Raw genomic sequence first — 23609 nt, forward strand, 5'->3', positions numbered from 1 at the left:
GGCGGCCTGTCGTGTCTGGCGTGGCCGCCGGCAATGGGGCGGGGCGCTGCACTTACGTTGAATGACAGGGGGGCATAAGGGGCAGGGTGGATGTGAGGGCGGCGCGGCCACCCTCACACCCGGTATTGTCAAAATCAGATCTTGCCGACCAGATCGATCGAAGGAGCCAGCGTTTCGGCGCCTTCTTCCCACTTGGCGGGGCAGACCTGACCGGGGTGCTCCTGCCAGTACTTGGCGGCCTTGATCTTGCGCACCAGTTCGGCGGCGTTGCGGCCCACGCCTTCGGGGGTCACTTCGACCAGCTGCACAGTGCCCGAGGGATCGGTGACAAAGGTGCCACGGTCAGCCAGGCCAACGCCCTCGCGCAGGTTGTTGAACTGCTTGGTCAGGTCGTGGTTCTGATCGCCCACCAGATAGTACTGGATCTTGCCGATGGCGGGCGAGGTGTCGGCCCATGCCTTGTGGCTGAAGTGGGTGTCGGTCGACACGCCATAGACTTCGACGCCCATCGCCTGCAGGGCGGCATATTCGTTCTGCAGGTCTTCCAGCTCGGTCGGGCAGACAAAGGTAAAGTCGGCCGGGTAGAAGAAGAACACCGACCACTTGCCCTTGATGTCGGCGTCGGTCACGTCGACGAACGCGCCAGCCTTGTAGGCGGTGGCGGTGAAGGGCTGGATTTCATAGCCGATAAGCGACATGGGTATGCTCCTTGAAAGGTTGCGTGTGAAACCGTGTGAAGCCGAGATAGGCGCTGCCCCGCGATTTGCGAAGTGGGCTTTACCGATTAATCAGATTGGCCCTGCCGATTAATCACGTTTGATCGGTTACGGCGATTACGTGACAAAACGCAGGTCCAAAATGGGGAGGCCCCAGCATCGCAAGGGATGCCGGGGCCTGTCGAACGCGTCCTTGCGGACGATCAAACTTGTCGCGGGTCAGATCAGCCGCATTGCCCGCGATGGATCAGCTTTTGGTCGGCCAGCACCAGCGCCATCATCGCCTCGACCACGGGCACGCCGCGAATGCCCACGCAGGGGTCATGGCGGCCCTTGGTGAACAGCTCGGTCGCCTGTCCATCGCGGGTGATGGTGGGCATGGGCGTCAGGATGCTGCTGGTCGGCTTGAACGCCACGCGCACCACCACCGGCTGTCCGGTGCTGATCCCGCCTGCGATGCCGCCCGCGTGGTTGGCGCTGAATGTCGGGCCATTTTCGCCCGGATACATCGGGTCGGCGTTTTCCTCACCCGTCAGCGCGGCAGCGGCAAAGCCGTCGCCGATCTCCACGCCCTTGACGGCATTGATGCTCATCATCGCAGCGGCCAGTTCAGAGTCCAGCTTGGCATAGAGCGGCGCGCCCCAGCCAGCGGGCACGCCAGTGGCCACGCATTCCACCACCGCCCCGATTGACGAGCCCGACTTGCGCACCGCCTCCACCTTTTCGGCCCAGCGCGCGGCGGCATCGGCATCGGGGCAGAAGAATGGATTGCGACGGATTTCCTCGGCGTCAAACTTGGCCATGTCGATGCGATCGTCGCCAATCTGCGACACATAGGCGAGGATCGACACCTCTGGGATCACCAGCCGCGCCACACCGCCCGCCGCCACGCGCGCCGCGGTTTCGCGTGCCGATGACCGCCCGCCGCCGCGATAGTCGCGGAAACCATATTTGGCGTCATAGGTGTAATCGGCATGGCCGGGACGGTATGACTTGGCTACCTCGGAATAGTCCTTGGAGCGCTGATCGGTGTTCTCGATCATCAGGCTGATCGAGGTGCCGGTCGTCTTGCCTTCGAACACGCCCGACAGGATGCGTACCTGATCGGGTTCGTTGCGCTGGGTGGTGAATTTGCTTTGCCCCGGACGGCGCGCGTCAAGGAAGGGCTGGATCAGCCCCTCGTCGATCGTCAGCCCCGGCGGGCAACCGTCGACAACCGCGCCCAGCGCGGGACCATGGCTTTCACCCCAGGTGGTGAATCGGAAAAGGCGGCCAAAAGTGTTCCAGCTCATGGACGCCCCTTTGGCGATTGTGACGCAAAAAGTCCACAGGCGCAGGCCATGCCCCTACCGCACGGGGTGGCTATTGTGGCCAATATGTGCTGATGGCGGCGGCAATCCGGCGCGTCAGGGGCGCGCCCACCCCCTCTTCCACACAGGACACCCACGGCGATGAGCATCATCCTTTATGGCATCTCGAATTGCGACACCGTCGCCAAGGCGCGCAAGTGGCTGGAAGGCAATAGCTACAATTACACCTTCCACGATTACAAGAAGGGCGGCGCGGACGCGGGCAAGATCAAGAGCTGGGTGGACGAGGCAGGGCTGGACAAGGTGCTGAACAAGTCGGGCACCACGTTCAAGAAGCTGCCCGAGGCGATCCGTTCGATCATGGACGAGGCCTCCGCCATCGCGCTGATGGTCGAGCAGCCCTCGATGATCAAGCGCCCGATCATCGAGAAGGACGGCAAGCTGATCGCTGTCGGCTTCAAGGCCAGCGAGTGGGAAGCCGGGCTGTAACACCCGGCACATCGGCAGCGCCCTATTGCACGGGGCGCTGCTCGATCACTTTCAGATAGGCGGCGCGGTCCTTGGGCAGCGTCACCATCTGCAACTGCATGCCGCCACCGGGCAGCAATTTGCATCCGGCCGGCTCCACCTGTGGGCCAATCGGGCCGACCAGCGCGGGCAGGGGCTGCACCACCTCCAGCGTCAGGACGAAATCGACGCTGCCTTTGAAATCGCTGCGCACGGCCAGCCAGTCGCGCACCTGTTGCGTACTGTCGATGCGGTCAAACGTGCCAAAGCCGCCATACCAGATGGTGCCGTCGGGCTGGATCTGGCCCTTGGCAATCGCCATCTGGAACCGCGTGCCTGTGGGCAGCACCGTCCATTGCGGGGCGATGCCATCGGGCCATGGCGAAGGGTTGCGGCTGTCGGCCAGATCGCGATAGACCGCCGCCGCCCGTGCCGGGTCGGCATAGCGCCACGCGTTGGCCCGCGCCCACGCCTTGCCCGCCGGGCTGTCCAGCGTGTTGCAGGCAGGCGCCGCCGGGGCTGCCGTTTGGGCATAGGCGGGCGCGGACAATGCCATCACCGCCGCAAACCAGATCGCCTTGTGCATCTTGTCCCTTTTCCCCGTTTGGTCGGCCTTTATGCGTGCCGCACCGTCAGAATGTAGTTCAGCGCCAGATCGTCGGACAGGTGCAGCCCCTTCATCGGGCTCCACGCGATGCCCATCGGCTGACCCACCTGTAGCCCCGCGTCCTGCAACAGGATGGCCAGTTCGGCAGGCGTGATAAAGTCATCCCAATGGTGCGTGCCGCGCGGGACCATGCCGATGCGCTCGGCCGCCTCGATCATCAGCCATTTGGACTGCGCCGTGCGATTGGGGGTCGAGAGCACCATCAAGCCATCGGGTGCCAGCGTCTGCACCAGCGCGGCGATGAAGGCGGGTTTGTCGGCCACATGCTCGATCACTTCCATGCTGGTGACCAGATCATAACCCGACAGGCCCAGCGCGCCGATTTCCCCACAGCGATAGTCGATCGACAGCCCGCCCGCCGCCGCATGGGCGCTGGCCGCCGCGATGTTCTCGGCCGCCGCGTCAACGCCCGTCACCGCCGCGCCCAGCCGCGCCAGCGGTTCGCACAACAGCCCCGCGCCACAGCCCACGTCCAGCGCGCGCCGCCCGGCCAGCGGGCGCACATGACGGGAATCCGCGCCGAAATGCGCGTCGATGGCATCACGGATAAAGCGCAGCCGCACCGGGTTCAGCCGATGCAGCATCGCCGAACTGCCCTTTGGGTCCCACCACTGCGCCGCCAGCTTGCCGAAATGGGCGGCTTCCTCGGGGCGGATGGTGGCGGTGGGGCTGGCCTGTTCGTCAGGGCCTGCAGACGTGTTCATGGTTGCATTGCGCATGAACCCTTCCTAAAGCGCCCTACCCGCGCGGGGCAAGAGCCCATTCGCGCAATTTTGTTTCAATAAAGGAGCCTGAAGACGTGGCCCGGATCGTGATGAAATTCGGCGGCACCTCGATGGCCGGCACCGAGCGCATCCGGCGTGTGGCGGGCATCGTCAAGCGCCAGCAGGAAGCAGGGCATGAGGTGGCGGTCGTGGTGTCGGCGATGTCCGGCGAGACTGACCGTCTGGTCAATTTCTGCCGTGAAGCCAATGCCTTGTATGACCCGGCGGAATATGACGTGGTGGTCGCCAGCGGTGAGCAGGTGACCAGCGGTCTGTTGGCGCTGACGTTGCAGGCGATGGGCGCCAAGGCGCGTTCGTGGCTGGGCTGGCAGATGCCGATCCGCACCGATGACGCCCATGCCAAGGCGCGAATCGAAAGCATCGACACCGACGAGATCCTGGCCAGCATGGCCTCGGGCGAGATCGCGGTGATCCCGGGCTTTCAGGGGCTGACCGCGGACAACCGCATCACCACGCTGGGCCGTGGCGGCTCGGATACCTCGGCGGTGGCCGTGGCGGCCGCGCTCAAGGCGGATCGCTGCGACATCTATACCGATGTCGATGGCGTCTATACCACCGACCCGCGCATCGTCGCCAAGGCCCGCAAGCTGAAGAACGTCACCTATGAGGAAATGCTGGAACTGGCCAGCGTTGGCTCGAAGGTGCTGCAAACCCGCTCTGTGTCGCTGGCGATGAAGGAAAAGGTGCGCGTGCAGGTGCTCTCCTCGTTCATTGACGAGGACGCCCCCGCGGCCGACACGCTGCCCGGCACGATGATTGTTTCTGACGAAGAATTGGAAGGCTTGGATATGGAACGCCAGCTGATCACCGGCATTGCCGCCGACAAGAACGAAGCCAAGGTCATCCTGACCGCCGTGCCGGACCGTCCGGGCGCTGTGGCCACCATCTTTGGCCCGCTGGCGGCCGCCAACATCAACGTCGACATGATCATCCAGAATGTCGGCCGCGAAGACACCGACACGGACGTGACCTTTACCGTGCCGCAGGCCGACCTGCCGCGCGCGCAGGCCATTCTGGAAGAGGCGAGCGCGGTCATCGGCTATCAAAAGCTGACCACCGACCCCAAGGTGGCCAAGGTGTCGGTCGTGGGCGTGGGCATGCGCAGCCATGCCGGCGTTGCCGCCACCATGTTCAAGAGCCTGGCCGATCGCGGCATCAACATTCAGGCGATCAGCACCAGCGAGATCAAGGTCTCGGTGCTGATCGATGCGGACGAGGTCGAACTGGCCGTGCGTCTGCTGCACACCGCCTATGGTCTGGACGGCTAAACGCCGCCGCGCCTTTGCGTGATAACAGGACGCCCCGCTGGCAACGGCGGGGCGTTTTGCGTTGGGGGGTCAGCCTTTCAACCGCTGGGCAAAGCCCTTGCGCAATTTGGCCAGTTTGGGCGGGATAACGGCCAGACAATAGGGATTGCGCTGGCCCGCGCCCGGCCAATAGTCCTGATGATAGGTTTCGGCTGGATACCAGATGGCGGGGCCTTCGATGGTGGTGACGATGGGCGCGGGGTAATCGGCGGCGGCGCGGGTAATGGCGGCGGTGGCCTGCGCGCGCTGCGCGTCATTCAGCGGAAAGATCGCGCTGCGGTATTGCGTGCCGATGTCATTGCCCTGCCGGTTCAACTGCGTCGGGTCATGGGTGGCGAAAAACACGTCCAGCAGATCGCCGTAACCAATCACCGCCGGGTCATAGGTGATGCGGATCGCTTCGGCATGGCCGGTCGTGCCGCTGCACACCTGTTCATAGGTGGGCGCGGGGACAGTGCCGCCGATATAGCCACTCTCGACGTCCTGCACGCCCGCGCATTGGCGAAACACCGCCTCGGTGCACCAAAAGCAGCCGCCAGCCAAGATCGCCTGTTCCATGCCAAAACTCCTTTATCCGATGGGTGACAGATAGGTGCGCTTGTGGCCCTTGTCATCGGGCTGTGTGACGGGCACCCTTTGGGACAGGGGCGGGCCACAGACAAGCGACCGGTCACGCCCCGATGTCCCGGGAGACCCATATGCCGAGCCATACCCCCCTGTTCCGCCGTGCCGTATTGGCCGCCAGCGCGCTGATCGGCGCGGGCGCGCTGATGCTGCCGGCCGCCGCAACGCAGGCGCAAACCGCCCCTGCGGTCACCAAACCCGCACCCGCGCCCAGCATGGCGCAAATCCTGGCCGATCCGCGCCGCAAGGACGACACGGCTCGCGATAAATACCGCCACCCGGCCCAAACGCTGGCCTTTTTCCGGGTCAAGCCGGGGATGACGGTGGTGGATTACATGCCGTCCGGCGGGTGGTGGACGCGCATTCTGGTGCCCTATCTGGGCGAAAATGGCCATTACATCGGCCTGAACCCCGATGTGTCCAAGGATGGCGAGCAGACGCGCAACTTTCTGGGCGGGCTGGCCAACAGCTTCCCGGCCAAGGCGGCGGAATATACCGGCGTGCCCGTCGAACGCCTGCCCGCCTATAACACCGATGGCCTGCCTGCCGCGCTGAACGGCACGGTCGACCGCGTGCTGATCTTCCGCGAGATGCACAATCTATGGCGCGGCAACTGGATGCGCCGCGAGCTTTTGGCGATCCACGGCTTGCTCAAGCCCGATGGCCTGCTGGGCATCGAACAGCACCGCGCCAAGCCCGGCGCGCCGGCCGCGCGCACCATCGGCAATGACGGCTATCTGCGCGAGCGGGACGTGATCGCCATGGTTGAGGCGCATGGCTTTGAACTGGTGGCCAAGAGCGAGGTCAACGCCAACCCGCGCGACCCGGCCAACCACCCCGAAGGCGTGTGGATGTTGCCGCCGTTCCTGCGCGGGGCCAAGACGGACGCTGACCGCGCCCGCATGACCGCGATTGGCGAAAGTGACCGAATGACGCTTTTGTTCAGAAAGCGGCCCTGATATGGAGGCGGCATGAGCTTACTTCATGTCGCCGCCCTTCAACTGCCTTTGGGGTCCGAGGACGAAAAGGTAAACATTGCCGCCGTTTGCGCGTTGGTCGAGGAGGCTGCCGCCGCTGGCGCGCAACTGATCCTGCCGCCAGAGCTGTTTTCGGGCCCCTATTTCTGCACGGTCGAGGATGAGGCGCTGTTCGCTCTGGCCCGCCCGACCGCGCAGCACCCCAGCGTGATCGCCATGCAGGCATTGGCGGCCAAGCTGAAGGTGGCCATCCCCACCAGCTTTTTCGAACGCGATGGGCACCATTACTATAACACGCTGGCGATGATCGGCCCGGATGGCGCGATCATGGGCACCTATCGCAAAAGCCATATCCCCGATGGGCCGGGCTATGAGGAAAAATATTATTTCCGGCCGGGCAATACGGGCTTCAAGGTGTGGGATGTGTTTGGCACCCGCATTGGTGTGGGCATCTGTTGGGACCAATGGTATCCCGAATGCGCGCGCGCCATGGCGCTGATGGGGGCCGAAGTGTTGCTGTACCCCACCGCCATCGGGTCCGAACCCTATGACACCGGGCTGGACACCAGCCGCATGTGGCGCCGCGCGATGATCGGTCATGCGGTGTCCAATTGCATGCCGGTGATCGCCGCCAACCGCATCGGCGCCGAAACCATGCCCGGCGCTGCCGGCGCGCAGGCGTTCTATGGCCACAGCTTTATCTGTGACGAGTGGGGCGATTTTCTGGCCGATTATGGCGCGCAGGAAACCGGCGTGCTGCACGCCACGCTGGATCTGGCGCGGGCGGCCACGCACCGCGCGGGCATGGGCTTTTTCCGCGATCGGCGGCCGCAATTGTACGAAAGGTTGGCGCAGGATGTCTGAACCGCAAACGACCGTCACGCAGCGGGAATGGCGCTATGTTCTGGCGCTGGGGTCCAATGTGCCGCACGGTCGTTTCGGCGCGCCCGAAGGGGTGCTGGCCGCCGCCGTGCGCGTGCTGGCGGGGATGCGCGCGCTGGGTGTGACGCTGGAGGCGGTGGCGCCGGTCATGACCAGCGATCCGGTTGGCCCCTCGCTGCGCCGCTATGCCAATGGCGCGGTGGTGGTGCGCAGCCGCCTTGCGCCCGATGCGCTGTTGGCGGTGGTCAAACATGTCGAGGCCGCCTTCGGCCGCCGCCCCGGACAGCGCTGGGGATCGCGGGTGCTGGATATCGACATTGTGCTGTGGGACGGGGGCATCTGGCGGCAAAGCAACCTGTACGTGCCGCACCGCGCCTATCGTTCGCGCGATTTTGTTTTGCGCCCGGCGGCCGCGATTGCCCCCTATTGGCGCGATCCACACACAGGTTTGACACTGCGACAGCAATTCGCCCGCTTGACCCGGAGCCGTCACGCCCCTAGGGGGACGCCTCGCCCTGCGCGAGTCACCGCGGTCTGACCGCTGACACCCAAGGCGGGCCCTTAGCTCAGTCGGTAGAGCAACTGACTTTTAATCAGTAGGTCGCTGGTTCGAATCCAGCAGGGCTCACCACCACCCGTGTTTTGTTCGTGGGTTGGGGTAGTCAGGACGGAGCGTCGGTCTCCACCAGTTCGGCAATTTCAAAACGATAGCTTTTCCAGCCGCGCATTTTCGCGCCTTCCTCGGCGGGCGCGCGCAGGCGGCGGGCTTCGGCCAGCGACTTTGTGTGGCCCCAGAACACCTCGGTCTTGCCGTTTTCCAGTTCGGCGACAATGCGCCAATAATGGGTGAAACGGTCCGCCGTGGGGCCAATGGTTTTGACGTAACCGTCGGGCATGGTGGCCGTCAAATAGCGGCGCTTGCGGCTCATGCGGCGGGGCCTTGGGCGGCGGCGATGGCTTCGGCGACGCGGGCCAGTGCCGCCCCCAGCGGGTCGTCCTCGCCCAGCAGGGCAAAGGTGCCGTTCAGCGCGAAAAAGCAGTGCCCATGCACGCAGGCCAAGAGCGAGCGGGCAAGGGCGGGGGCCGCGTCACGCCGCGCGGGGGGCAGGGCGGCGGCGACTTCGGCCACCACCAGTCCGGTCAGCCCGGCCAGTTTGGCCGCATAATCGGCGGGCATGGGGGCATCGGGCGGCAGGCGGAAATCATACAGCGCCGTCCATACATGCCGGTTGGCGGTGGCAAAATCGAAATAGGCGCGGATCGCCGCATGCAGGCGGGCCTGTGGGTCGTCCAGCGGCGCGGCCTGCAATGCGGCGGCCAGCGCATCGTGCCAATCGGTCAGCGTGCGCCCGTTGATCGCCAGCATCAGCCCGTCATAGCTGCCAAACACGTTATACAGCGTGCCGATTGAATAGCCCACGCGCTTGGCCACTTCGCGCGCGGAAAAGGCGGCAAAGCCGACCTGCGCCAGATGGGCCTGGCCTTCGCGCAGGATCAATTCGGACAGTTGCGGACGGGTGTGATCGGATCGGCGGCCCATGGGTGTTCCTGTGTGTGCAGCGGGGGCATAGGGTATCAATTGAACGATGTCTAATAAATCAATTGAACGGTGTATATTTGTGTGGCAATTCGTGTGCAGTCGCTGATTCGATCGTGCCGCTGGGAAGTGTGAACCGCTCAGCGGCGCGGCGACGGCGAAATATTAACGCTGATACGTGCATCTACTGATCCAATTCTGCGACAAAGGAACGCCCCATCATGGCCGCTGTTGATCTGTCCCTGTTGGCCAAACGCCGCTTTGCCCCGGTGTTTGTTGTGCAGTTTTTGGGGGCGTTCAACGATAACCTGTTGAAATTCGCCATGTTGTTTCTGGCGAATTTCGGTCTGTACGCAGCCCAGCCGGACAAGGCGAAAATGCTGGCGGCAATCGCCACGGGGTTGTTCATCCTGCCCTATTTCCTGTTTTCGGCGCTGGCGGGGCAGATCGCCGATGCGTGGGACAAGGCGCGGCTGATCCGCTGGATCAAGGCGGCCGAGGTGGCGATCATGGGGATCGCGCTGGCCGGGTTCTGGGCGCAGTCGGTGCCGGTGCTGCTGGCCAGCCTGTTTGCCATGGGGCTGCATTCGACGCTGTTCGGGCCGGTGAAATACGCCATCCTGCCACAGCATTTGCGCGGCGATGAAATCATGGGCGGCACCGGCCTGATCGAGGGGGGCACGTTTCTGGCCATTCTGGGCGGGCAATTGCTGGCCGGTGTGATCCCGCCGCAAACGGCCGGGCTGGTGCTGACCGGGCTGGCGGTGCTGGGGCTGATCGCGGCATGGGGCGTGCCCGCCGCGCCGCCCGCCGCATCCGCGCCAATTGACTGGCACATCTGGCGCGGCACCCGCACCATCCTGCACAGCGCGCGGCAGACGCGCGGCGTGTGGTTGGCCATTTTGGGGACCAGCTGGTTCTTTGCCGTGGGGGCGGTGCTGGTTTCCGAATTCGCGCCGCTGGTTTCGGGCACACTGGCCGCGCGCCAAGAGATCGCCACGCTGTTCCTGATCATCTTTTCGCTGGCCGTGGCGGCCGGCGCGATGGCGGTCAACGCCCTGCAACGCGGCGAGGTCTCGGCGCGCTATATCCCCGCCTCGGCGTTGGGGCTGGCGCTGGGGTTGATCGCCCTGTGGTGGGTGACGCGCGGCTTTGCCGTGCAGGTGGCGGGCGCATCGATCGCGCAATTCATGGCAACGCCGGGCGCATGGGGCATTCTGGCCGCGCTGGGGCTGATCGCCTTTGCCGGGGGGATGTTCATCGTGCCCCTCTATGCCATCATTCAGGTCCACAGCCCCGAAGGCGAATGTTCGCGCATCATCGCGGCCAACAACATCGTCAATGCCGCGCTGACGGTGGTGGCGGTGCTGGTGGTGACGGGCTTGCTGGCGGCGGGGATGGATGTGCCCGACCTGATCGGCGTGCTGGGCGTGGCGACGCTGGGCGTGGCGCTTGTCAGCATCTGGCTGTTGCCTGAAACGCTGTTCAAGGACGTGATCCGCCTGACCCTGCGCGCGCTCTATCGCGTCGAGGTTACAGGCATCGAGCATATGCCCCGCGCGGGTGAACCGGCGGTGGTGGTGGTCAATCACCTCTCGTTTCTGGATGGGCTGTTGCTGGGCGCGTTTTTGCCCGGCAAGCCGACCTTTGCCATCCATACCGCGATCGCGCGGGCGTGGTGGATCCAGCCTTTGCTGAAATTGTTCAAGGCGTTCCCGGTCGATCCCACCAACCCCATGGCCGCCAAGGCGATGGTCAAGACCGTGCGCGAGGGCAATGCTCTGGTGATCTTTCCCGAAGGCCGCATCACTGTCACCGGCGCGCTGATGAAGGTGTTTGACGGCCCCGGCATGGTGGCTGACAAGGCCGATGCGCCGATCATTCCGATCCGGCTGGACGGGCCGCAATACACGCCGTTTTCGCGCCTGCGGGGCAAGGTCCGCCTGCGCTGGTTCCCCAAGATCACCATCACCGTCCTGCCCCCGCGCCAGTTCCGCGTCGAGGGCGAGATGAGCGCGCGCGCCCGCCGCGCCATCGCCGGCCGCCGCCTGTATGATGAAATGAGCGGCATGATCTTTGCCACCTCGGCCACGGACAGCACGCTGTTTGCCGCATTGGCGCAGGCGCGCGCCATCCACGGCGGCAAGGCCCGCGTGCTGGAGGACATCAAGCGCGAGCCTTTGTCCTATGACCGCCTGTTGGTGGGCACGCAATTGCTGGGCAAACGGCTGGCGGCGCAGACCGCCCCCGGAGAGGTCGTGGGCCTGTTGCTGCCCAATATCAACGGCGCGGTGGTGGCGTTCTTTGCGTTGCAGGCAAAGGGCCGCGTGCCCGCGATGCTGAATTTCACCGTTGGGCTGGCCAATATGCGTTCGGCCTGTGCCACGGCGCGGATCGGCACGATTGTCACCGCCCGCGCCTTTGTCGATCAGGCCAAATTGGGCGACACCATCGCCGCACTGGCCGATGACGGGCTGACCATCACCTATCTGGAGGATCTGGCCGCCACCATCGGCAAGGGTGAAAAGCTGTGGGCGCTGGCCACCGTGGGCCGCGCCGCCGCGCGGCATGCGGCATTGGCCATCAGCCCCGACGCGCCCGCCGTGGTGCTGTTCACCAGCGGGTCCGAGGGCGTGCCCAAGGGCGTGGTGCTGACCCACCGCAACCTGTTGTCCAATCTGGCGCAACTGGGCGCGCGGATCGATTTCAATGCGTCAGATGTGGTGCTTAACGCGCTGCCGGTGTTCCACTCGTTCGGGCTGACGGGGGGCACATTGCTGCCGCTGCTCAACGGCATCCGCACGGTGATGTATCCCAGCCCGTTGCATTACCGCATCGTCCCGGCACTGGCCTATGACTGCAACGCGACGATCCTGTTTGGCACTGACACGTTCCTGTCAGGCTATGCCCGGATGGCGCATGGCTATGACTTCTACAGCCTGCGTTATATCTTTGCCGGCGCGGAAAAGGTGCGGGCCGAAACGCGCCTGACCTATGCCGACAAATTCGGCCTGCGCATCATGGAAGGCTATGGCGCGACCGAATGCGCGCCGGTGATCGCGGTCAACACGCCGATGCATTTCCAGGCGGGCACCGTGGGCCGCCTGTTGCCGGGGATCGAGGCCAAACTGGAACCCGTTCCCGGCATCACAGAGGGCGCGCGGCTGTATGTGCGCGGGCCCAATGTCATGGCGGGCTATTTGCTGGCCAGCGATCCGGGCGTGTTGCAGCCCCCGGCCGATGGCTGGCACGACACCGGCGACATTGTCGCGCTGGACGATGCCGGGTTCATCAGCATCAAGGGCCGCGCCAAACGCTTTGCCAAGATCGGCGGCGAGATGGTCAGCCTGCCCGCCGTCGAGAGCTATGCCAGCCAGTGCTGGCCCGGCCATGCCCATGCGATCGTCACCCGCCCAGACCCGAAAAAGGGCGAGGCGCTGGTGCTGTTCACCACCTTTCCGGCGGCCGAGCCCAAGGCGCTGTTGCAATGGGGCCGGGCGCATGGCGCGACCGAGCTTATGATCCCGCGCGACATCCGCGTGCTGGGCGAATTGCCGGTGCTGGGCACGGGCAAGGTGGATTATGTGACGCTGTCCCAGATGGCCAGCGCCGCGCCCTCCACCCCTGCGGATGAAACCGAGGAAGAGGCCGCCTAACGCCGCATCAACAGCGTGCTGACCCCCTGTCGCAGGCGCGGCAGGCGGGCCGCCGCGCGCAGGGCCGCATGGCGCGCCATCCGCGCGGCGGGATGCGTGGCGGTGTACAGCCCGACCAGCATATTGGTGCCGACATACAACGGGCGGGCGGCAATACGGTGCCCGGCCTCGTACCGGCGCAGCAACAGGTTGCCCGCGATATCGCGCCCCTGCGCGGCGGCATCGGCCACCAGCCCGGCCAGACGGTCCGCGCTGGCCAGCCCCAGATTGAACCCATGCGCCGTTACCGGGTGCATCCCCACCGCCGCATCGCCAATCAGCGCCGCCCGCCGCGCGGCAAAATGGTGCGCCCATGTGGTGGCCAGCGGATAGGCATGGGGACTGCCCACGGCCTCCATTTCGCCCAGCCGCGCGTCATAGCGCCGCGTCAGTTCCGCCGACAACTCGGCCAAGGGCAGGGCGGCGATGCGGTTGATCTGATCGGACGGCAGCGTCAGCACCGCCGATGACATCCGCCCGTTCAGTGGCAGCATGGCATATGTCTGGGCATAGTCGAACCATTCGGTGGCGATGCCATGGTGATCGCCCTGATGGCGCACGCGGCACACCAGCATGGATTTGCCCAGCCGGTTGATGTCCGCCCCGATCCCCAGCCAGTCGCGCACCGCCGAAAAGCGCGAGTCCGCCGCCACCAGCAGCCGCCCGGTCAGCCGCCGCCCATCGACCAAATCCACCCACACACCATCGGCGTCGGTGCCGCCGCCCACCACCGTGGCATTGTCAAACAGGGTCAGCCCGTCCTGCCCCGCCACCACCTGATACAGCGCGCGGCGGATGGCGTGGTTGGGCACCAGATTGCCCAGCCGGTCATGCGCGCTGCCGGTCGGATCAAACGACAACGCAAAGGGCGAGGCGCCGTTCAGCACCTGCGCCTGAACCAGCGGGGCGATGTCGTCAGCGGTAATGCGGTCCCACGCGCCCATCGCCGCCAGCGTCTCGGCCGAGCGCAGCGTCAGGGCGATCTCGCGCCCGTCAAACGGCGGATCGGCCAGCGTGGCGGCGCTGCTGCGCTCGATCAGGGCAATGCGCAGGCCGCTGCCCGCCAGCCCCCGGACAAAAGCCAGACCCGCCGGGCCCGCACCCACCACCACTATGTCAAACGCGCTCATCGCCCTGCCTGCCTGTTGCCGCCATGGCGCGGACAGTGGCAGGGCTGGGCGGATGGTTAAATGACCCCGGTCAAACCCGGCGTTCCCCCGTTATCCTGGCGCCCGTTACCCCAGCGCGCGGAAGCGATAGTGGCTGAACCGCACCGTGCCCTTGGCCGCGGCGAACAGGCCGGGGCGCAATTGCGACAGGTCGTCCACCGTGTTTGCCTGAAAACCGCTGACTTCGCTGCGGATGCCGTGGCGGGTCCATGCCTGCCCATCGGTGCTGTAATAGAACGTGACGATGTGACGGTCATTGACGATCTTCAGCCACAGGCGGCGGGTGGCGGGCGCCGGTTCCCCCCAAAAGCTGACGTGACCACCGCGATAGGTGACCATGCGTTGCCCGTTGATCCCCATGCCCAGAAACAGCCGGTCGTTATAGAACAGCAACAGCCCGCCCTCGGCGCCCTCGTCCACGTCCACCTCGACGCTGATTTCATAGGCGTGGTCGCCCACCGTCTGCGTCAGGGGCGAGCAATCGGCAGGCCCGGTGCCCTTGGCCGCCATTTCCAGCACGCCGCCGCCCACCTTTGCCCGCGTGACTTCGCCCGGGGCCGCGCCATAGAACGTCCAGCGTGTGCCGAACGCGGGTGTGGTGAAATCGTCCGAGCGGGTGAAGGGCACTGGCACGCCAGCCTTGCCGCTGGGCATCGGCAGCGCGATCCCCAGATCGCCGCCCAGCGCGCGCGGCCAGCCATCAGCCCCCCACGTCATCGGCTCCAGCAAGGTCTGGCGGCCCAGCGAGCGATAGCCGTTCTCATAGCCGTGATAGACCATGTACCAATGGTCGCCGCCCTTTGGCCCAGGCACCATGGTGGCATGGCCGCGCGACCACCATGCCTCGGCGTCGGACCGGGTGCGGACGATCGGGTTGTGCGGGCAGTTCTCCCAAGGCCCCTTGATCGAGGCGGCGCGCGCGACGATCACCATATGGCTGGTGGCAGGGCCGGCCGTGCCGCCCACGGCTGAAACCAGATAGAACCACTTGCCCCGGCGGAACAGCTTGGGCCCCTCCAGCGAATAGCCCTCGGTTACCCAAGTGTCGGGGTAGTGCCATCCATCATAGGCCTTTTCCACCGGGCCAGTGGTGGACAGGCCATCGTCCGACAATTGCACCCGGTTGATGCCTGACAGGAACAGGTAACGCTTGCCATCCTCGCCCACCACATGGCCCGGATCGATCAGCCCGCCGATCTTCAGGTCGACAGGCTCGCTCCACGGGCCGGCCATGCTGTCGGCGTGGATGACATAGATGTTGGCGAAACTGGCCAGTCCGGTCGACCATGGGGCCTTCATGAAGGGGATATAGATGTAATAGCGGCCGTTATGCTTGGCGATGTCGACGGCAAACACCGTGCCCAGCGGCTTTGCCAGCGCCGACCCGATGGGGCGCCAGTTCACCAGATCGCGCGAATGCCAGATGATCAACCCCGGCGAGGCGTCAAAGCTGGAATGGGTCATGTAATAATCCTCGCCATCCTTGAGGATCGCGGGATCGGCATAATCACCCGGCATAACGGGATTGCGATACCAGCCATTGCCCAGATCGGCGCGGCGTTCGCCCTCTGGCCCGGTGGCGTGTGTGGCGCTGGGGGCATTGGGCGCGCGGCGGGCGGGTGCGGCCATGGCGATCGGCGCATGGCTCGTCAGCGCGGCCCCCATCGTGCCCGACATCAGCGTGGTCAGGGCGTTGCGGCGAGTGGTCATGTGTATCCTCCCCTTGGCGCCCGCTAGATGGCGTTAGCGCTATCATGGCGGTGGTTCTATACTTGCCCCCGCGCGCTGGCAAGGCGTCAGCACGCAGGGCGAGGGGGTGTCAGGCGGTCAGGTGGTGTGTTCAGCCTTTTTGCGCGGCCTGTTTGGCGGCGTTGCGGGCGCGGGCATCGGCCACCTTGGCGGCGCGGGCGGCGGCCTGCGCCTGATGCAATTGCTGGGCATGGCGCGCGCGCGCGGTGGCGTGTTGTTCGGGCGTGCGCTCGTCATGGCAGGCGGGGCAACACACGCCTTCCTCATACAGCGGGTCGGCCTTGTGCGCGGCGCCCACCGGGCGGCCACAGCCCGCGCAGGCGGTGTAATCGCCCGGCACCAGGCCATGCCCCACCGTCACCCGGTGATCAAAGACATAGCATTCGCCCTGCCACAGGCTGTCTTCGGGCGCGATCTCTTCCAGATATTTCAGGATGCCGCCCTTCAGGTGATAGACCTCCTCGATCCCTTCGGCCTTGAGGAAAGCGGTGGATTTTTCGCAACGGATGCCGCCGGTGCAGAACATCGCCACACGGGGCGGGGTGCCCGTCCCCAGCAGGTCGTCACGTTGTGCCCGGAACCATTCGGGAAATTCGCGGAACGAGCGCGTGCGTGGATCAATCGCCCCGGCAAAGGTGCCCACGGCCACCTCGTAATCATTGCGGGTGTCGATCAGGATCGTGCCCGGATCGGCAATCAGCGCGTTCCAGTCCTGCGGCGCGACATAGGTGCCCACATCGCGCAAAGGGTCTAGATCGGGCTGGCCCATGGTGACGATCTCCTGCTTCAACCGCACCTTCATCCGGTCAAACGGCATGGCTGGGGCGGTGGAGAATTTGACATCCACCCCGCCGCAGCCCGGCAGCGCGCGGATATGCGCCAGCATCGCGTCCAGCCCTTCGCGCAGGCCCGCGATGGTGCCGTTGATCCCTTCAGCCGCCAGCAACAGGCTGCCGCGAATGCCGTTGTCCTGCGCCAGCGTCATCAGCGGCGCGCGCAGATCGCGGTGGTCCAGCCCATGTTCGGCAAAGCGGGCAAACTGATATAGCGCGGCGACGCTGACGGTGGTGTCGGTGGTCTGGGTCATGGGGCGGGCCCATAGCGGCAAATGGGGCCGGGCAAAAGCGGGCGCATTGTCCCTGTGGCCATTGGCTCTGGCCCATGGGGCCAACCCCTGCTAGGCGGCGGCCATGCTGACGATCCATGACATCACCGTGCGCCTGGGTGGCCGCACCATTATCGACCGCGCCTCTGCCAGCCTGCCGACAGGTGCGCGGGTAGGCTTGGTCGGGCGCAATGGCGCGGGCAAATCCACGCTGGTCAAGGCGATCATCGGTCAGATCGATCCCGACGATGGCAGTATCGACATGCCCCGCCGCGCCCGTCTGGGCTATATCGCGCAGGAGGCCCCCACCGGAACCTCCACGCCGTTTGAAACCGTGCTGGCTGCCGACCTTGAACGCGCTGCCCTGTTGGCCGAGGCCGAGGTGCTGGAGGCCGACGAGAGCGAGGGCGCCGACCATCAGCGGCTGGGCGATGTGCACGACCGGCTGATCGCGATCGACGCCTATACCGGCCCGGCCCGTGCCGCGCGCATCCTGCTGGGCCTTGGCTTTACCGAGGAGATGCAGGCCCGCCCGCTGGATTCCTATTCCGGCGGGTGGAAGATGCGCGTCGCGCTGGCCGCCCTGCTGTTTTCCGCGCCTGACGTGCTGTTGCTGGACGAACCCTCCAACCACCTCGATCTGGAAGCGACGCTGTGGCTGGAGAACTTTCTGCGGTCCTACCCCGGCACGCTGTTGATCATCAGCCACGAGCGCGACCTGTTGAACAATGTCGTCGACCACATCCTGCACCTGCAGGGGGGCAAACTGACGCTGTATGCGGGCGGCTATGACAGTTTTGAGCGCCAGCGGGCCGAGCGCGCCGCGCAGGCCGCCGCCGCCAAGGCCGCGCAGGACGCCCAGCGCGCCAAGCTGGAGGATTACGTCCGCCGCAATTCGGCCCGCGCCAGCACCGCCAAACAGGCCCAGTCCCGCGCCAAGATGCTGGCCAAGATGCAGCCCATCGCCGCGCTGGCGGACGATCCCTCGCTGTCCTTCAACTTCCCCGATCCCGATGAACTGCGCCCGCCCCTGATCACGCTGGACAAGGCGGCGGTGGGCTATGGCGACACGCCGATTTTGAAACGCCTGAACCTGCGGATCGACCCGGATGACCGCATTGCCCTGCTGGGCCGCAACGGCAATGGCAAGACGACGCTGGCGCGCCTGCTGGCCGGGCAATTGCCCGCGATGGAAGGCGAGATGACCACCAGCGGCAAGCTGAACATCGGCTATTTCACGCAATATCAGGTCGAGGAACTGGCCGGCGAGGACACGCCGCTGTTGCACATGACCCGCGCCATGCCGGGCCGCAACCCGCTGGAGGTGCGCGCGCATCTGGGCCGTTTCGGCTTTTCCGGTGACAAGGCCACGACCGAGGTCGCCCGCCTGTCGGGTGGTGAGCGCGCCCGTCTGGCGCTGGCGCTGGTGACGCGCGACGCGCCGCATCTGTTGATCCTGGACGAACCGACCAACCACCTTGACGTCGACGCGCGTGAGGCGCTGGTGCAGGCATTGAACGCCTATCAGGGCGCGGTGATCCTGATCAGCCACGATCGCCACATGGTCGAACTGACCGCTGACCGGCTGGTGCTGGTCGATGGCGGGGCGGCCACGCCCTTTGACGGCAGCATGGAGGATTACATTGACTTTGTGCTGGGCCGCAACCAGCCCAAGCCTGAAGTCGCCGCCAAGCCCGCCGCGTCCGGCAGCGCCGCGCCCGCCGCCGCCGCTCCTGCGGTCAAGCCCAGCCAGATCGCCTGGGCCGCGCTGAAGGAGCTGAACAAGAAGCTGGCGCGGGCCGAAAAGGACATGGCCAAGCTGCAAGCCGAGATCGCCACCATCGACGCGGCGCTGGCCAATCCGGCCAAGGCCACACAGTCCATCGGCCAATTGGCGAAAAAGCGCGACGACCTGATTGCGCAATTGGAAACGGTTGAGGCGCAATGGCTGGAATGGAGCGAGCAGATCGACGGCTGAGGCCGCCCTTGTCCTGATCGGGCAAATATTGGCACCGTTTTCATGCGCCAATATTTACCTTTGGTCCACGCCTGTTCTAAGACCTGTGTCTGGGGCGCCAACCCGTGTTGGGGGCGGCAGGACGGGTGAGACATGCTGATCGGGATTGATCTGGGGACGACCAATAGCGCGGTGGCCATCTGGCGCGATGGCGCGGCGGAACTGGTGCCAAACGCGCTGGGTGAAGTATTGACCCCTTCGGCGGTGCATGTCGCCCGCGATGGCACGACACTGATCGGCGCGCCCGCGCTGGACCGGCTGGCCACCGACCCGCTGAACACCGCCACCAGTTTCAAACGGCTGATGGGCACGGCGCGCACCACCAATCTGGGCGGGACGCAGTACAAGGCCGAGGATATCTCGGCGCTGGTGCTGCGCGCCCTGCGCGATGATGTCGAGGCGCACACCGGGCAGGCGCCCACCGATGTGGTGATCACCGTGCCCGCCTATTTTAACGACCGTCAGCGTCAGGCAACGCGCCGCGCGGGCGAGTTGGCGGGGCTGAACGTGCGCCGCCTGATCAACGAGCCCACCGCCGCCGCGCTGGCCTTTGGTCTGAAGGACAAGGGCGACCGCGAGCCGTTTCTGGTTTTCGATCTGGGCGGGGGCACGTTTGACGTCTCCATTGTCGAGATGTTCGAGGGCATCGTCGAGGTGCGCGCCTCGGCAGGCGACAACCGGCTGGGCGGGGATGATTTCAACGCCGCGCTGGTGGGGCTGGTGATGGGCGATCTGGACCCGGACGGCGTGTTGAACGGGCTGGACGCCGAACGCCGCCGCATCCTGTTGACCCGTGCCGCCCAACGCGCCCGTCATGTGCTCAGCACTGCCGACACCGCGCAATTTGCCGTCACCATCGATGGCCAAACCCTGTCGACCCCTGTGACCGAGGCCGCTTTCGAAACCGCCTGCGAGGATCTGCTGCGCCGGTTGCGAGATCCGGTGGTGCGGTCCTTGCGCGATTGCTGCGTGGATGCGGCGGATCTGTCCGACATTGTGCTGGTGGGCGGGGCAACGCGTATGCCGGTGGTGCGCCGCGCCATCACCCGCATGTTCGGCCGTTTCCCCAACAGCAGCGTCCACCCCGATCACGCCGTTGCCTTGGGCGCGGCGATGCAGGCCGGGCTGATCGCGCGCGACGCGGCGCTGGACGAGGTGCGGATCACTGACGTCTGCCCCTATACGCTGGGGATCGAAGTGGCCGAGCATGACGCCCATGGCGGCCTGCAAAAGGGGCTGTTCTCGCCCATCATCGAGCGCAACACCCCCGTCCCCGTCAGCCGGATGGAGACCTATTCCAGCCTCGCCGACAATCAAAAGCAGATCGACCTGAACGTCTATCAGGGCGAGGCGCGCGAGGTGGCCAACAACATCCTGCTGGGTGTGCTGAAGGTCAAACTGCCGCAACGTCCCGCGGGCGAGGTTCGGGTGGAGGTGCGTTTTTCCTATGACAGCAGCGGTTTGCTGGATGTCGACGTGCATGTGCCCGACAGCGGGTTGACCCAGAACATGGTGATCATGGACAAGGAAAGCCGCCCGGACGCCGCCGAAATGGCCCGCCGCCGCGAGGCGCTGGCCCGGCTGAAATTCCACCCGCGCGAGGCGGCCGAGAATGTCGCGCTGATCGCGCGGGCCGAACGCATGTACGAGGATCATCTGGGCGAGGTGCGGCAGGCGGTGGGGCGCTGGATCACCGAATTTACCGGCGCGTTGAATTCACAAGACCCGCGCCGCATCGCTGACGCGCGGCAGATGTTGCAGACCAATTTGGACATGCTGGACGGGCAGACCATCTTGTGAGCCGCGCTTTCCCTTGGGGTGTGCTGGGGATCACGGCTGACGCGGACGCCGGGGCGATCCGTCGCGCCTATGCCACCCGGCTAAAGGCGATGGATATCGACGCGGACGCGGCGGGCTATGCCCAATTGCGCGACGCGCGCGATTATGCGCTGCGGCTGGCCAAACAGCGCGCCGCCGCTGACGCGCCATTGGACGATATGGCGCGGGACGCGGTGGATGTGGACGCCGCCGAACCCGCGCCCGATCTGGCCCTGCCCGCCTTGGCCCCTGTGGCTGATGGCTGGCCCCATGCGGGCGCACGGCTGGTGTGTTCGTCGCCCGGTGAGGGCCCCGCTTTGCCCGCCCGCGTGGCCGCGCTGCCCGGCCGGGTGCAGCCGCTGGTGCGGGTGTGTCGTCCCGCCATTGGGCCGGTGGTGGCGCCGCTGGTGGTGGCCAGCCCGTTCATTGTCCCGGTGCTGTCGGGGGCAGGGGCGGCACTGGCCGAACAGCCCGGTTTCCGCCCCATTCAGCGCAGTGACGAACGGCTGTACGGCCTGTTGCTGCGCCATGGAGACGAGGATGACAAGCCCCTGACTGACGCCGAGGAGTTGGAGGCAAGGCTGTGCCTGCGCGACATCCTGAACGATGCGGCCCACGCCAATCTGGCGACCCATGACGCGATCGAGCGCTGGCTGGCGGGCACGTTGCGCCGCAGTTGGCCGCGCTGCGCCCCCATTCTGGAGGAAGCTGCCAACGCCATGGGCTGGCGCAAGGTGGCGGGCCATCTGAACGAGGCGCCCAACATCGCCTTTCTGAACGCGCGCCTGTCGGGATATCTGTTTTACCGCGCGGTGCAGCAACCGGGCCACCCACACCACGCGGCATGGACCGAACTGTCGCGTGCCGGAGAGGCCAACGTGATGCACCGCATGGTGTTCCGCCCCGCGCGGGTCGCCGCCCTGTTGAAACAGATCCGCCACGATTTCCCCGAGGTGGAAAGCTATCTGGACCCGTTGCGGGTGCAGTCGTGGGAGCGCCCCGCCGCCAAGCACAAGGAGGGCGGATTTCCCACCAGCGCGATGTGGATCATCATCGTGATCGGCCTGTTGCGCTTTGCCGCCGACATCAACCACAGCCACGAAAACCGCACGCCCGACCCCGTCAGCATCGCGGCGCAGCAGGAAAACCCCAAGTTTCAGGCGATGATGGGCGGGCTGCTGACGGTGACGTTCGGCCCCGGCCATGATGTGGCTTGGCTGCGCAAGGCGAACCCCGAACTGGCGCAGATGATGGCGTCCAACCTGTCGATCGCCATCGACAACACCGCCGGCACGCCGCCGCAACAGACCATCCTGCACAACCTGCGCCAACGCAGCTATTTCGCCGCGCGCAAGGCAGGCGGGGCCGAGCTGGTGGAGGCGATGCGGCTGCGGCTGATGCTGCTGGATGCGGCGGCCAAGGTGGATGACATGTCCTGCGTGGCGATGATGGACCGCATGGAAATGCCCCCCGACGCGCGCCTGCCCGATGGTTTTGCGGCGCGCGAACAGGCGCTGTTCGTTCAGCAGGTCGAGAGTGGGCGGCTGATCGTGCCCGCGCCCAATGCCGCGCGCGTTCAGGCCTCGATCCCCGGCGCGCTGGTCGATCAGGTGATCAAGGAAACCGGCTTTGCCGACAAGCGTGTCACGGCCGCGCTGATGAACAAAAGTACCAAGGCCGACCGTTGCGCCATCACCCGCGCCCTGTTGCGCGCCACGCTGAAATGGGGCGGGCCGGAAAAGAGCAAGATATTGATGATCCTGTAAATTCAGGGATGGGCGGGCAAATGCACGCCCAGCATCCCCATCACCACCACCAGCGTCACAAACGACACGGCCGTTGCCACCAACAGCGCGGCACTGGTGGTTTCCACGTCGTCGGCGCGTTGGGCGATGATCGGAAAGACCGAAGCGGTGGGAATCGCCGCCGCCAAGATCACCATCGTGGCAAACACCGGATCGCCCACCGGAATCAGCCACAGCAGCACCGCGGCCAGCGCCGGATGCACCAACAGCTTGCCCACCGTGATCCCGGCAATCGCGCCGCGCCGCCCATGCAGGCTGACCCCCGCCAGACTGGCCCCGATGGTGAACAGCGCCAGCGGCGCCGATGCACCCGCCATCATCGCCACCGGCTTTGCCAGCACCGGCGGCAGGCTGACGCCCGCCAGCGAGCACGCGCCCCCCAGCAGGATGGCGATCAGGATCGGCGTGCGCAACAACCCTTTGCCAATCGTCGCCAGCGTTTGGCCAATATGCGGGTGCTGGCTGGTGGATGCCTCGATCAGGGTCAGCGTCAGCGGGATGATGACAATGTTTTCGACCAGCAGGTTGATCGCCAAAGGCCCCGCAGCGGCCGGGCCAAACAATTGTGTCGCCAATGGAAAGCCGACAAAGGCGGTATTGGACAGCGACATGCCCAAGCCCCGCACCGCCGCCGTTGCCGTGTCGCATCCGGCCGCCAGACGGAACCACGCATAGCCCAGCCCCATGCTGCCCAACGAGGCCAGCCCATAGACCACCAGATAGTCGGCGCGCAGCACCTGACTGATATGGGTGTTTGCCAGCGCGTTGAACACCAGCGCGGGCAGCGCCACCAGCAGGACGAAGCGGCCAAAGCCGCGCACATGATCAGGGCTGAACAGCCCCAGCCGCCCAATGCCAAATCCCAGCCCGATAAGCAGGAAAACAGGGGTGATTATCGCTATCATTGACAACATAATGCGCCGTTTTGGCCAGCTTGGC

Annotated in this window: 20 protein-coding genes and 1 tRNA gene; 10 read left to right on the forward strand and 11 right to left on the reverse strand. The window is 65.7% G+C overall.

Annotation, left to right across the window (positions count from 1 at the left end):
• Window positions 1–134: 134 nt before the first annotated feature.
• Both ahpC and aroC read right to left on the reverse strand, forming a co-directional pair.
• Entirely contained in the window at window positions 135–698 is a 564-nt protein-coding gene (gene ahpC, locus GTZ99_RS08560) for an alkyl hydroperoxide reductase subunit C (protein ID WP_161717885.1), read from the reverse strand.
• Between the two features lie 242 nt (window positions 699–940).
• Complete coding sequence (aroC, locus tag GTZ99_RS08565; RefSeq protein WP_161717886.1) at window positions 941–2008, reverse strand: chorismate synthase; 1068 nt, start codon at window positions 2006–2008, stop codon at window positions 941–943.
• Window positions 2009–2167: 159 nt separating this feature from the next.
• Here aroC and GTZ99_RS08570 point away from each other — a divergent pair, with 159 nt between their 5' ends.
• Window positions 2168–2515 carry an arsenate reductase gene (locus GTZ99_RS08570; RefSeq protein ID WP_161717887.1) on the forward strand — a complete coding sequence of 116 codons (348 nt, stop codon included), beginning with the start codon at window positions 2168–2170 and terminating at the stop codon, window positions 2513–2515.
• A gap of 22 nt (window positions 2516–2537) precedes the next feature.
• Here GTZ99_RS08570 and GTZ99_RS08575 read toward each other — a convergent pair whose 3' ends face one another.
• A complete protein-coding gene (locus tag GTZ99_RS08575) occupies window positions 2538–3119 on the reverse strand; it encodes a hypothetical protein (protein WP_161717888.1) in 582 nt (193 codons plus the stop codon).
• 29 nt (window positions 3120–3148) lie between these two features.
• Window positions 3149–3919: a bifunctional 2-polyprenyl-6-hydroxyphenol methylase/3-demethylubiquinol 3-O-methyltransferase UbiG gene (gene ubiG / locus GTZ99_RS08580; RefSeq protein WP_161717889.1), complete on the reverse strand. Its 771-nt coding sequence runs from the start codon at window positions 3917–3919 to the stop codon at window positions 3149–3151.
• An 80-nt stretch (window positions 3920–3999) separates the two neighbouring features.
• Between ubiG and GTZ99_RS08585 the strand changes: the two genes are divergently transcribed.
• Window positions 4000–5253 (forward strand): aspartate kinase, encoded by a 1254-nt coding sequence (locus tag GTZ99_RS08585; protein WP_161717890.1) that lies wholly within the window; start codon window positions 4000–4002, stop codon window positions 5251–5253.
• 69 nt (window positions 5254–5322) lie between these two features.
• Here GTZ99_RS08585 and msrA read toward each other — a convergent pair whose 3' ends face one another.
• Complete coding sequence (msrA, locus tag GTZ99_RS08590; protein ID WP_161717891.1) at window positions 5323–5850, reverse strand: peptide-methionine (S)-S-oxide reductase MsrA; 528 nt, start codon at window positions 5848–5850, stop codon at window positions 5323–5325.
• A gap of 140 nt (window positions 5851–5990) precedes the next feature.
• On the opposite strand from msrA, the gene GTZ99_RS08595 reads away from it, so the two are divergent.
• The 4 genes from GTZ99_RS08595 (at window position 5991) to GTZ99_RS08610 (ending at window position 8406) form a co-directional block, all read left to right on the forward strand.
• Window positions 5991–6875: a class I SAM-dependent methyltransferase gene (locus GTZ99_RS08595; RefSeq protein ID WP_227711201.1), complete on the forward strand. Its 885-nt coding sequence runs from the start codon at window positions 5991–5993 to the stop codon at window positions 6873–6875.
• Between the two features lie 12 nt (window positions 6876–6887).
• Window positions 6888–7757, forward strand: coding sequence for an N-carbamoylputrescine amidase (gene aguB / locus GTZ99_RS08600; RefSeq protein ID WP_161717892.1), 870 nt, complete (start codon window positions 6888–6890; stop codon window positions 7755–7757).
• A complete protein-coding gene (gene folK, locus GTZ99_RS08605) occupies window positions 7750–8313 on the forward strand; it encodes a 2-amino-4-hydroxy-6-hydroxymethyldihydropteridine diphosphokinase (protein ID WP_161717893.1) in 564 nt (187 codons plus the stop codon). Before aguB ends, folK begins: the two co-directional genes overlap by 8 nt.
• A 17-nt stretch (window positions 8314–8330) precedes the next feature.
• Window positions 8331–8406: transfer RNA gene (locus tag GTZ99_RS08610), tRNA-Lys, on the forward strand.
• Window positions 8407–8437: 31 nt separating this feature from the next.
• Here GTZ99_RS08610 and GTZ99_RS08615 read toward each other — a convergent pair.
• A complete protein-coding gene (locus GTZ99_RS08615) occupies window positions 8438–8704 on the reverse strand; it encodes a hypothetical protein (RefSeq protein ID WP_161717894.1) in 267 nt (88 codons plus the stop codon).
• On the reverse strand, window positions 8701–9315 hold the full coding sequence (locus tag GTZ99_RS08620) for a TetR/AcrR family transcriptional regulator (protein WP_161717895.1): 615 nt from the start codon (window positions 9313–9315) through the stop codon (window positions 8701–8703). The genes GTZ99_RS08615 and GTZ99_RS08620 overlap by 4 nt, the downstream gene beginning before the upstream one ends.
• Window positions 9316–9533: 218 nt before the next feature.
• Between GTZ99_RS08620 and GTZ99_RS08625 the strand changes: the two genes are divergently transcribed.
• Entirely contained in the window at window positions 9534–12968 is a 3435-nt protein-coding gene (locus tag GTZ99_RS08625) for an acyl-[ACP]--phospholipid O-acyltransferase (RefSeq protein ID WP_227711202.1), read from the forward strand.
• Here the strand turns inward: GTZ99_RS08625 and ubiM are convergent.
• The 3 genes from ubiM to trhO all read right to left on the reverse strand — a co-directional run bounded on the left by ubiM (window position 12965) and on the right by trhO (window position 17012).
• Window positions 12965–14137, reverse strand: coding sequence for a 5-demethoxyubiquinol-8 5-hydroxylase UbiM (ubiM, locus tag GTZ99_RS08630; protein WP_161717896.1), 1173 nt, complete (start codon window positions 14135–14137; stop codon window positions 12965–12967). The genes GTZ99_RS08625 and ubiM overlap by 4 nt on opposite strands.
• 105 nt (window positions 14138–14242) lie before the next feature.
• Window positions 14243–15886, reverse strand: coding sequence for a family 43 glycosylhydrolase (locus tag GTZ99_RS08635; protein WP_201742442.1), 1644 nt, complete (start codon window positions 15884–15886; stop codon window positions 14243–14245).
• 130 nt (window positions 15887–16016) lie between these two features.
• Window positions 16017–17012, reverse strand: coding sequence for an oxygen-dependent tRNA uridine(34) hydroxylase TrhO (gene trhO / locus GTZ99_RS08640; RefSeq protein ID WP_161717897.1), 996 nt, complete (start codon window positions 17010–17012; stop codon window positions 16017–16019).
• Between the two features lie 103 nt (window positions 17013–17115).
• Here trhO and GTZ99_RS08645 point away from each other — a divergent pair, with 103 nt between their 5' ends.
• From GTZ99_RS08645 to GTZ99_RS08655, 3 genes are all read left to right on the forward strand, one after another.
• On the forward strand, window positions 17116–19008 hold the full coding sequence (locus tag GTZ99_RS08645) for an ABC-F family ATP-binding cassette domain-containing protein (protein WP_161717898.1): 1893 nt from the start codon (window positions 17116–17118) through the stop codon (window positions 19006–19008).
• Between the two features lie 132 nt (window positions 19009–19140).
• Window positions 19141–20847: an Hsp70 family protein gene (locus GTZ99_RS08650; RefSeq protein WP_161717899.1), complete on the forward strand. Its 1707-nt coding sequence runs from the start codon at window positions 19141–19143 to the stop codon at window positions 20845–20847.
• Window positions 20844–22631, forward strand: coding sequence for a hypothetical protein (locus GTZ99_RS08655; RefSeq protein WP_161717900.1), 1788 nt, complete (start codon window positions 20844–20846; stop codon window positions 22629–22631). Before GTZ99_RS08650 ends, GTZ99_RS08655 begins: the two co-directional genes overlap by 4 nt.
• A 2-nt stretch (window positions 22632–22633) precedes the next feature.
• On the opposite strand, the gene GTZ99_RS08660 is transcribed toward GTZ99_RS08655, so the two are convergent.
• A complete protein-coding gene (locus tag GTZ99_RS08660; protein WP_161717901.1) occupies window positions 22634–23575 on the reverse strand; it encodes an AEC family transporter in 942 nt (313 codons plus the stop codon).
• Window positions 23576–23609: the final 34 nt, after the last annotated feature.

It is taken from the genome of Novosphingobium ovatum, from assembly GCF_009909235.1.
GTDB classification, from domain to species: Bacteria; Pseudomonadota; Alphaproteobacteria; order Sphingomonadales; family Sphingomonadaceae; genus Novosphingobium; species Novosphingobium ovatum.

Excerpts from the sequence above, each read along its gene's own strand:
- ahpC (WP_161717885.1), bottom strand. The coding sequence starts at position 698 with ATGTCGCTTATCGGCTATGAAATCCAGCCCTTCACCGCCACCGCCTAC.
- aroC (WP_161717886.1), bottom strand. The coding sequence starts at position 2,008 with ATGAGCTGGAACACTTTTGGCCGCCTTTTCCGATTCACCACCTGGGGT.
- GTZ99_RS08570 (WP_161717887.1), top strand. The coding sequence starts at position 2,168 with ATGAGCATCATCCTTTATGGCATCTCGAATTGCGACACCGTCGCCAAG.
- GTZ99_RS08575 (WP_161717888.1), bottom strand. The coding sequence starts at position 3,119 with ATGCACAAGGCGATCTGGTTTGCGGCGGTGATGGCATTGTCCGCGCCC.
- ubiG (WP_161717889.1), bottom strand. The coding sequence starts at position 3,919 with ATGCGCAATGCAACCATGAACACGTCTGCAGGCCCTGACGAACAGGCC.
- msrA (WP_161717891.1), bottom strand. The coding sequence starts at position 5,850 with ATGGAACAGGCGATCTTGGCTGGCGGCTGCTTTTGGTGCACCGAGGCG.
- GTZ99_RS08595 (WP_227711201.1), top strand. The coding sequence starts at position 5,991 with ATGCCGAGCCATACCCCCCTGTTCCGCCGTGCCGTATTGGCCGCCAGC.
- aguB (WP_161717892.1), top strand. The coding sequence starts at position 6,888 with ATGAGCTTACTTCATGTCGCCGCCCTTCAACTGCCTTTGGGGTCCGAG.
- folK (WP_161717893.1), top strand. The coding sequence starts at position 7,750 with ATGTCTGAACCGCAAACGACCGTCACGCAGCGGGAATGGCGCTATGTT.
- GTZ99_RS08615 (WP_161717894.1), bottom strand. The coding sequence starts at position 8,704 with ATGAGCCGCAAGCGCCGCTATTTGACGGCCACCATGCCCGACGGTTAC.
- GTZ99_RS08620 (WP_161717895.1), bottom strand. The coding sequence starts at position 9,315 with ATGGGCCGCCGATCCGATCACACCCGTCCGCAACTGTCCGAATTGATC.
- GTZ99_RS08625 (WP_227711202.1), top strand. The coding sequence starts at position 9,534 with ATGGCCGCTGTTGATCTGTCCCTGTTGGCCAAACGCCGCTTTGCCCCG.
- ubiM (WP_161717896.1), bottom strand. The coding sequence starts at position 14,137 with ATGAGCGCGTTTGACATAGTGGTGGTGGGTGCGGGCCCGGCGGGTCTG.
- GTZ99_RS08635 (WP_201742442.1), bottom strand. The coding sequence starts at position 15,886 with ATGACCACTCGCCGCAACGCCCTGACCACGCTGATGTCGGGCACGATG.
- trhO (WP_161717897.1), bottom strand. The coding sequence starts at position 17,012 with ATGACCCAGACCACCGACACCACCGTCAGCGTCGCCGCGCTATATCAG.
- GTZ99_RS08645 (WP_161717898.1), top strand. The coding sequence starts at position 17,116 with ATGCTGACGATCCATGACATCACCGTGCGCCTGGGTGGCCGCACCATT.
- GTZ99_RS08650 (WP_161717899.1), top strand. The coding sequence starts at position 19,141 with ATGCTGATCGGGATTGATCTGGGGACGACCAATAGCGCGGTGGCCATC.
- GTZ99_RS08660 (WP_161717901.1), bottom strand. The coding sequence starts at position 23,575 with ATGATAGCGATAATCACCCCTGTTTTCCTGCTTATCGGGCTGGGATTT.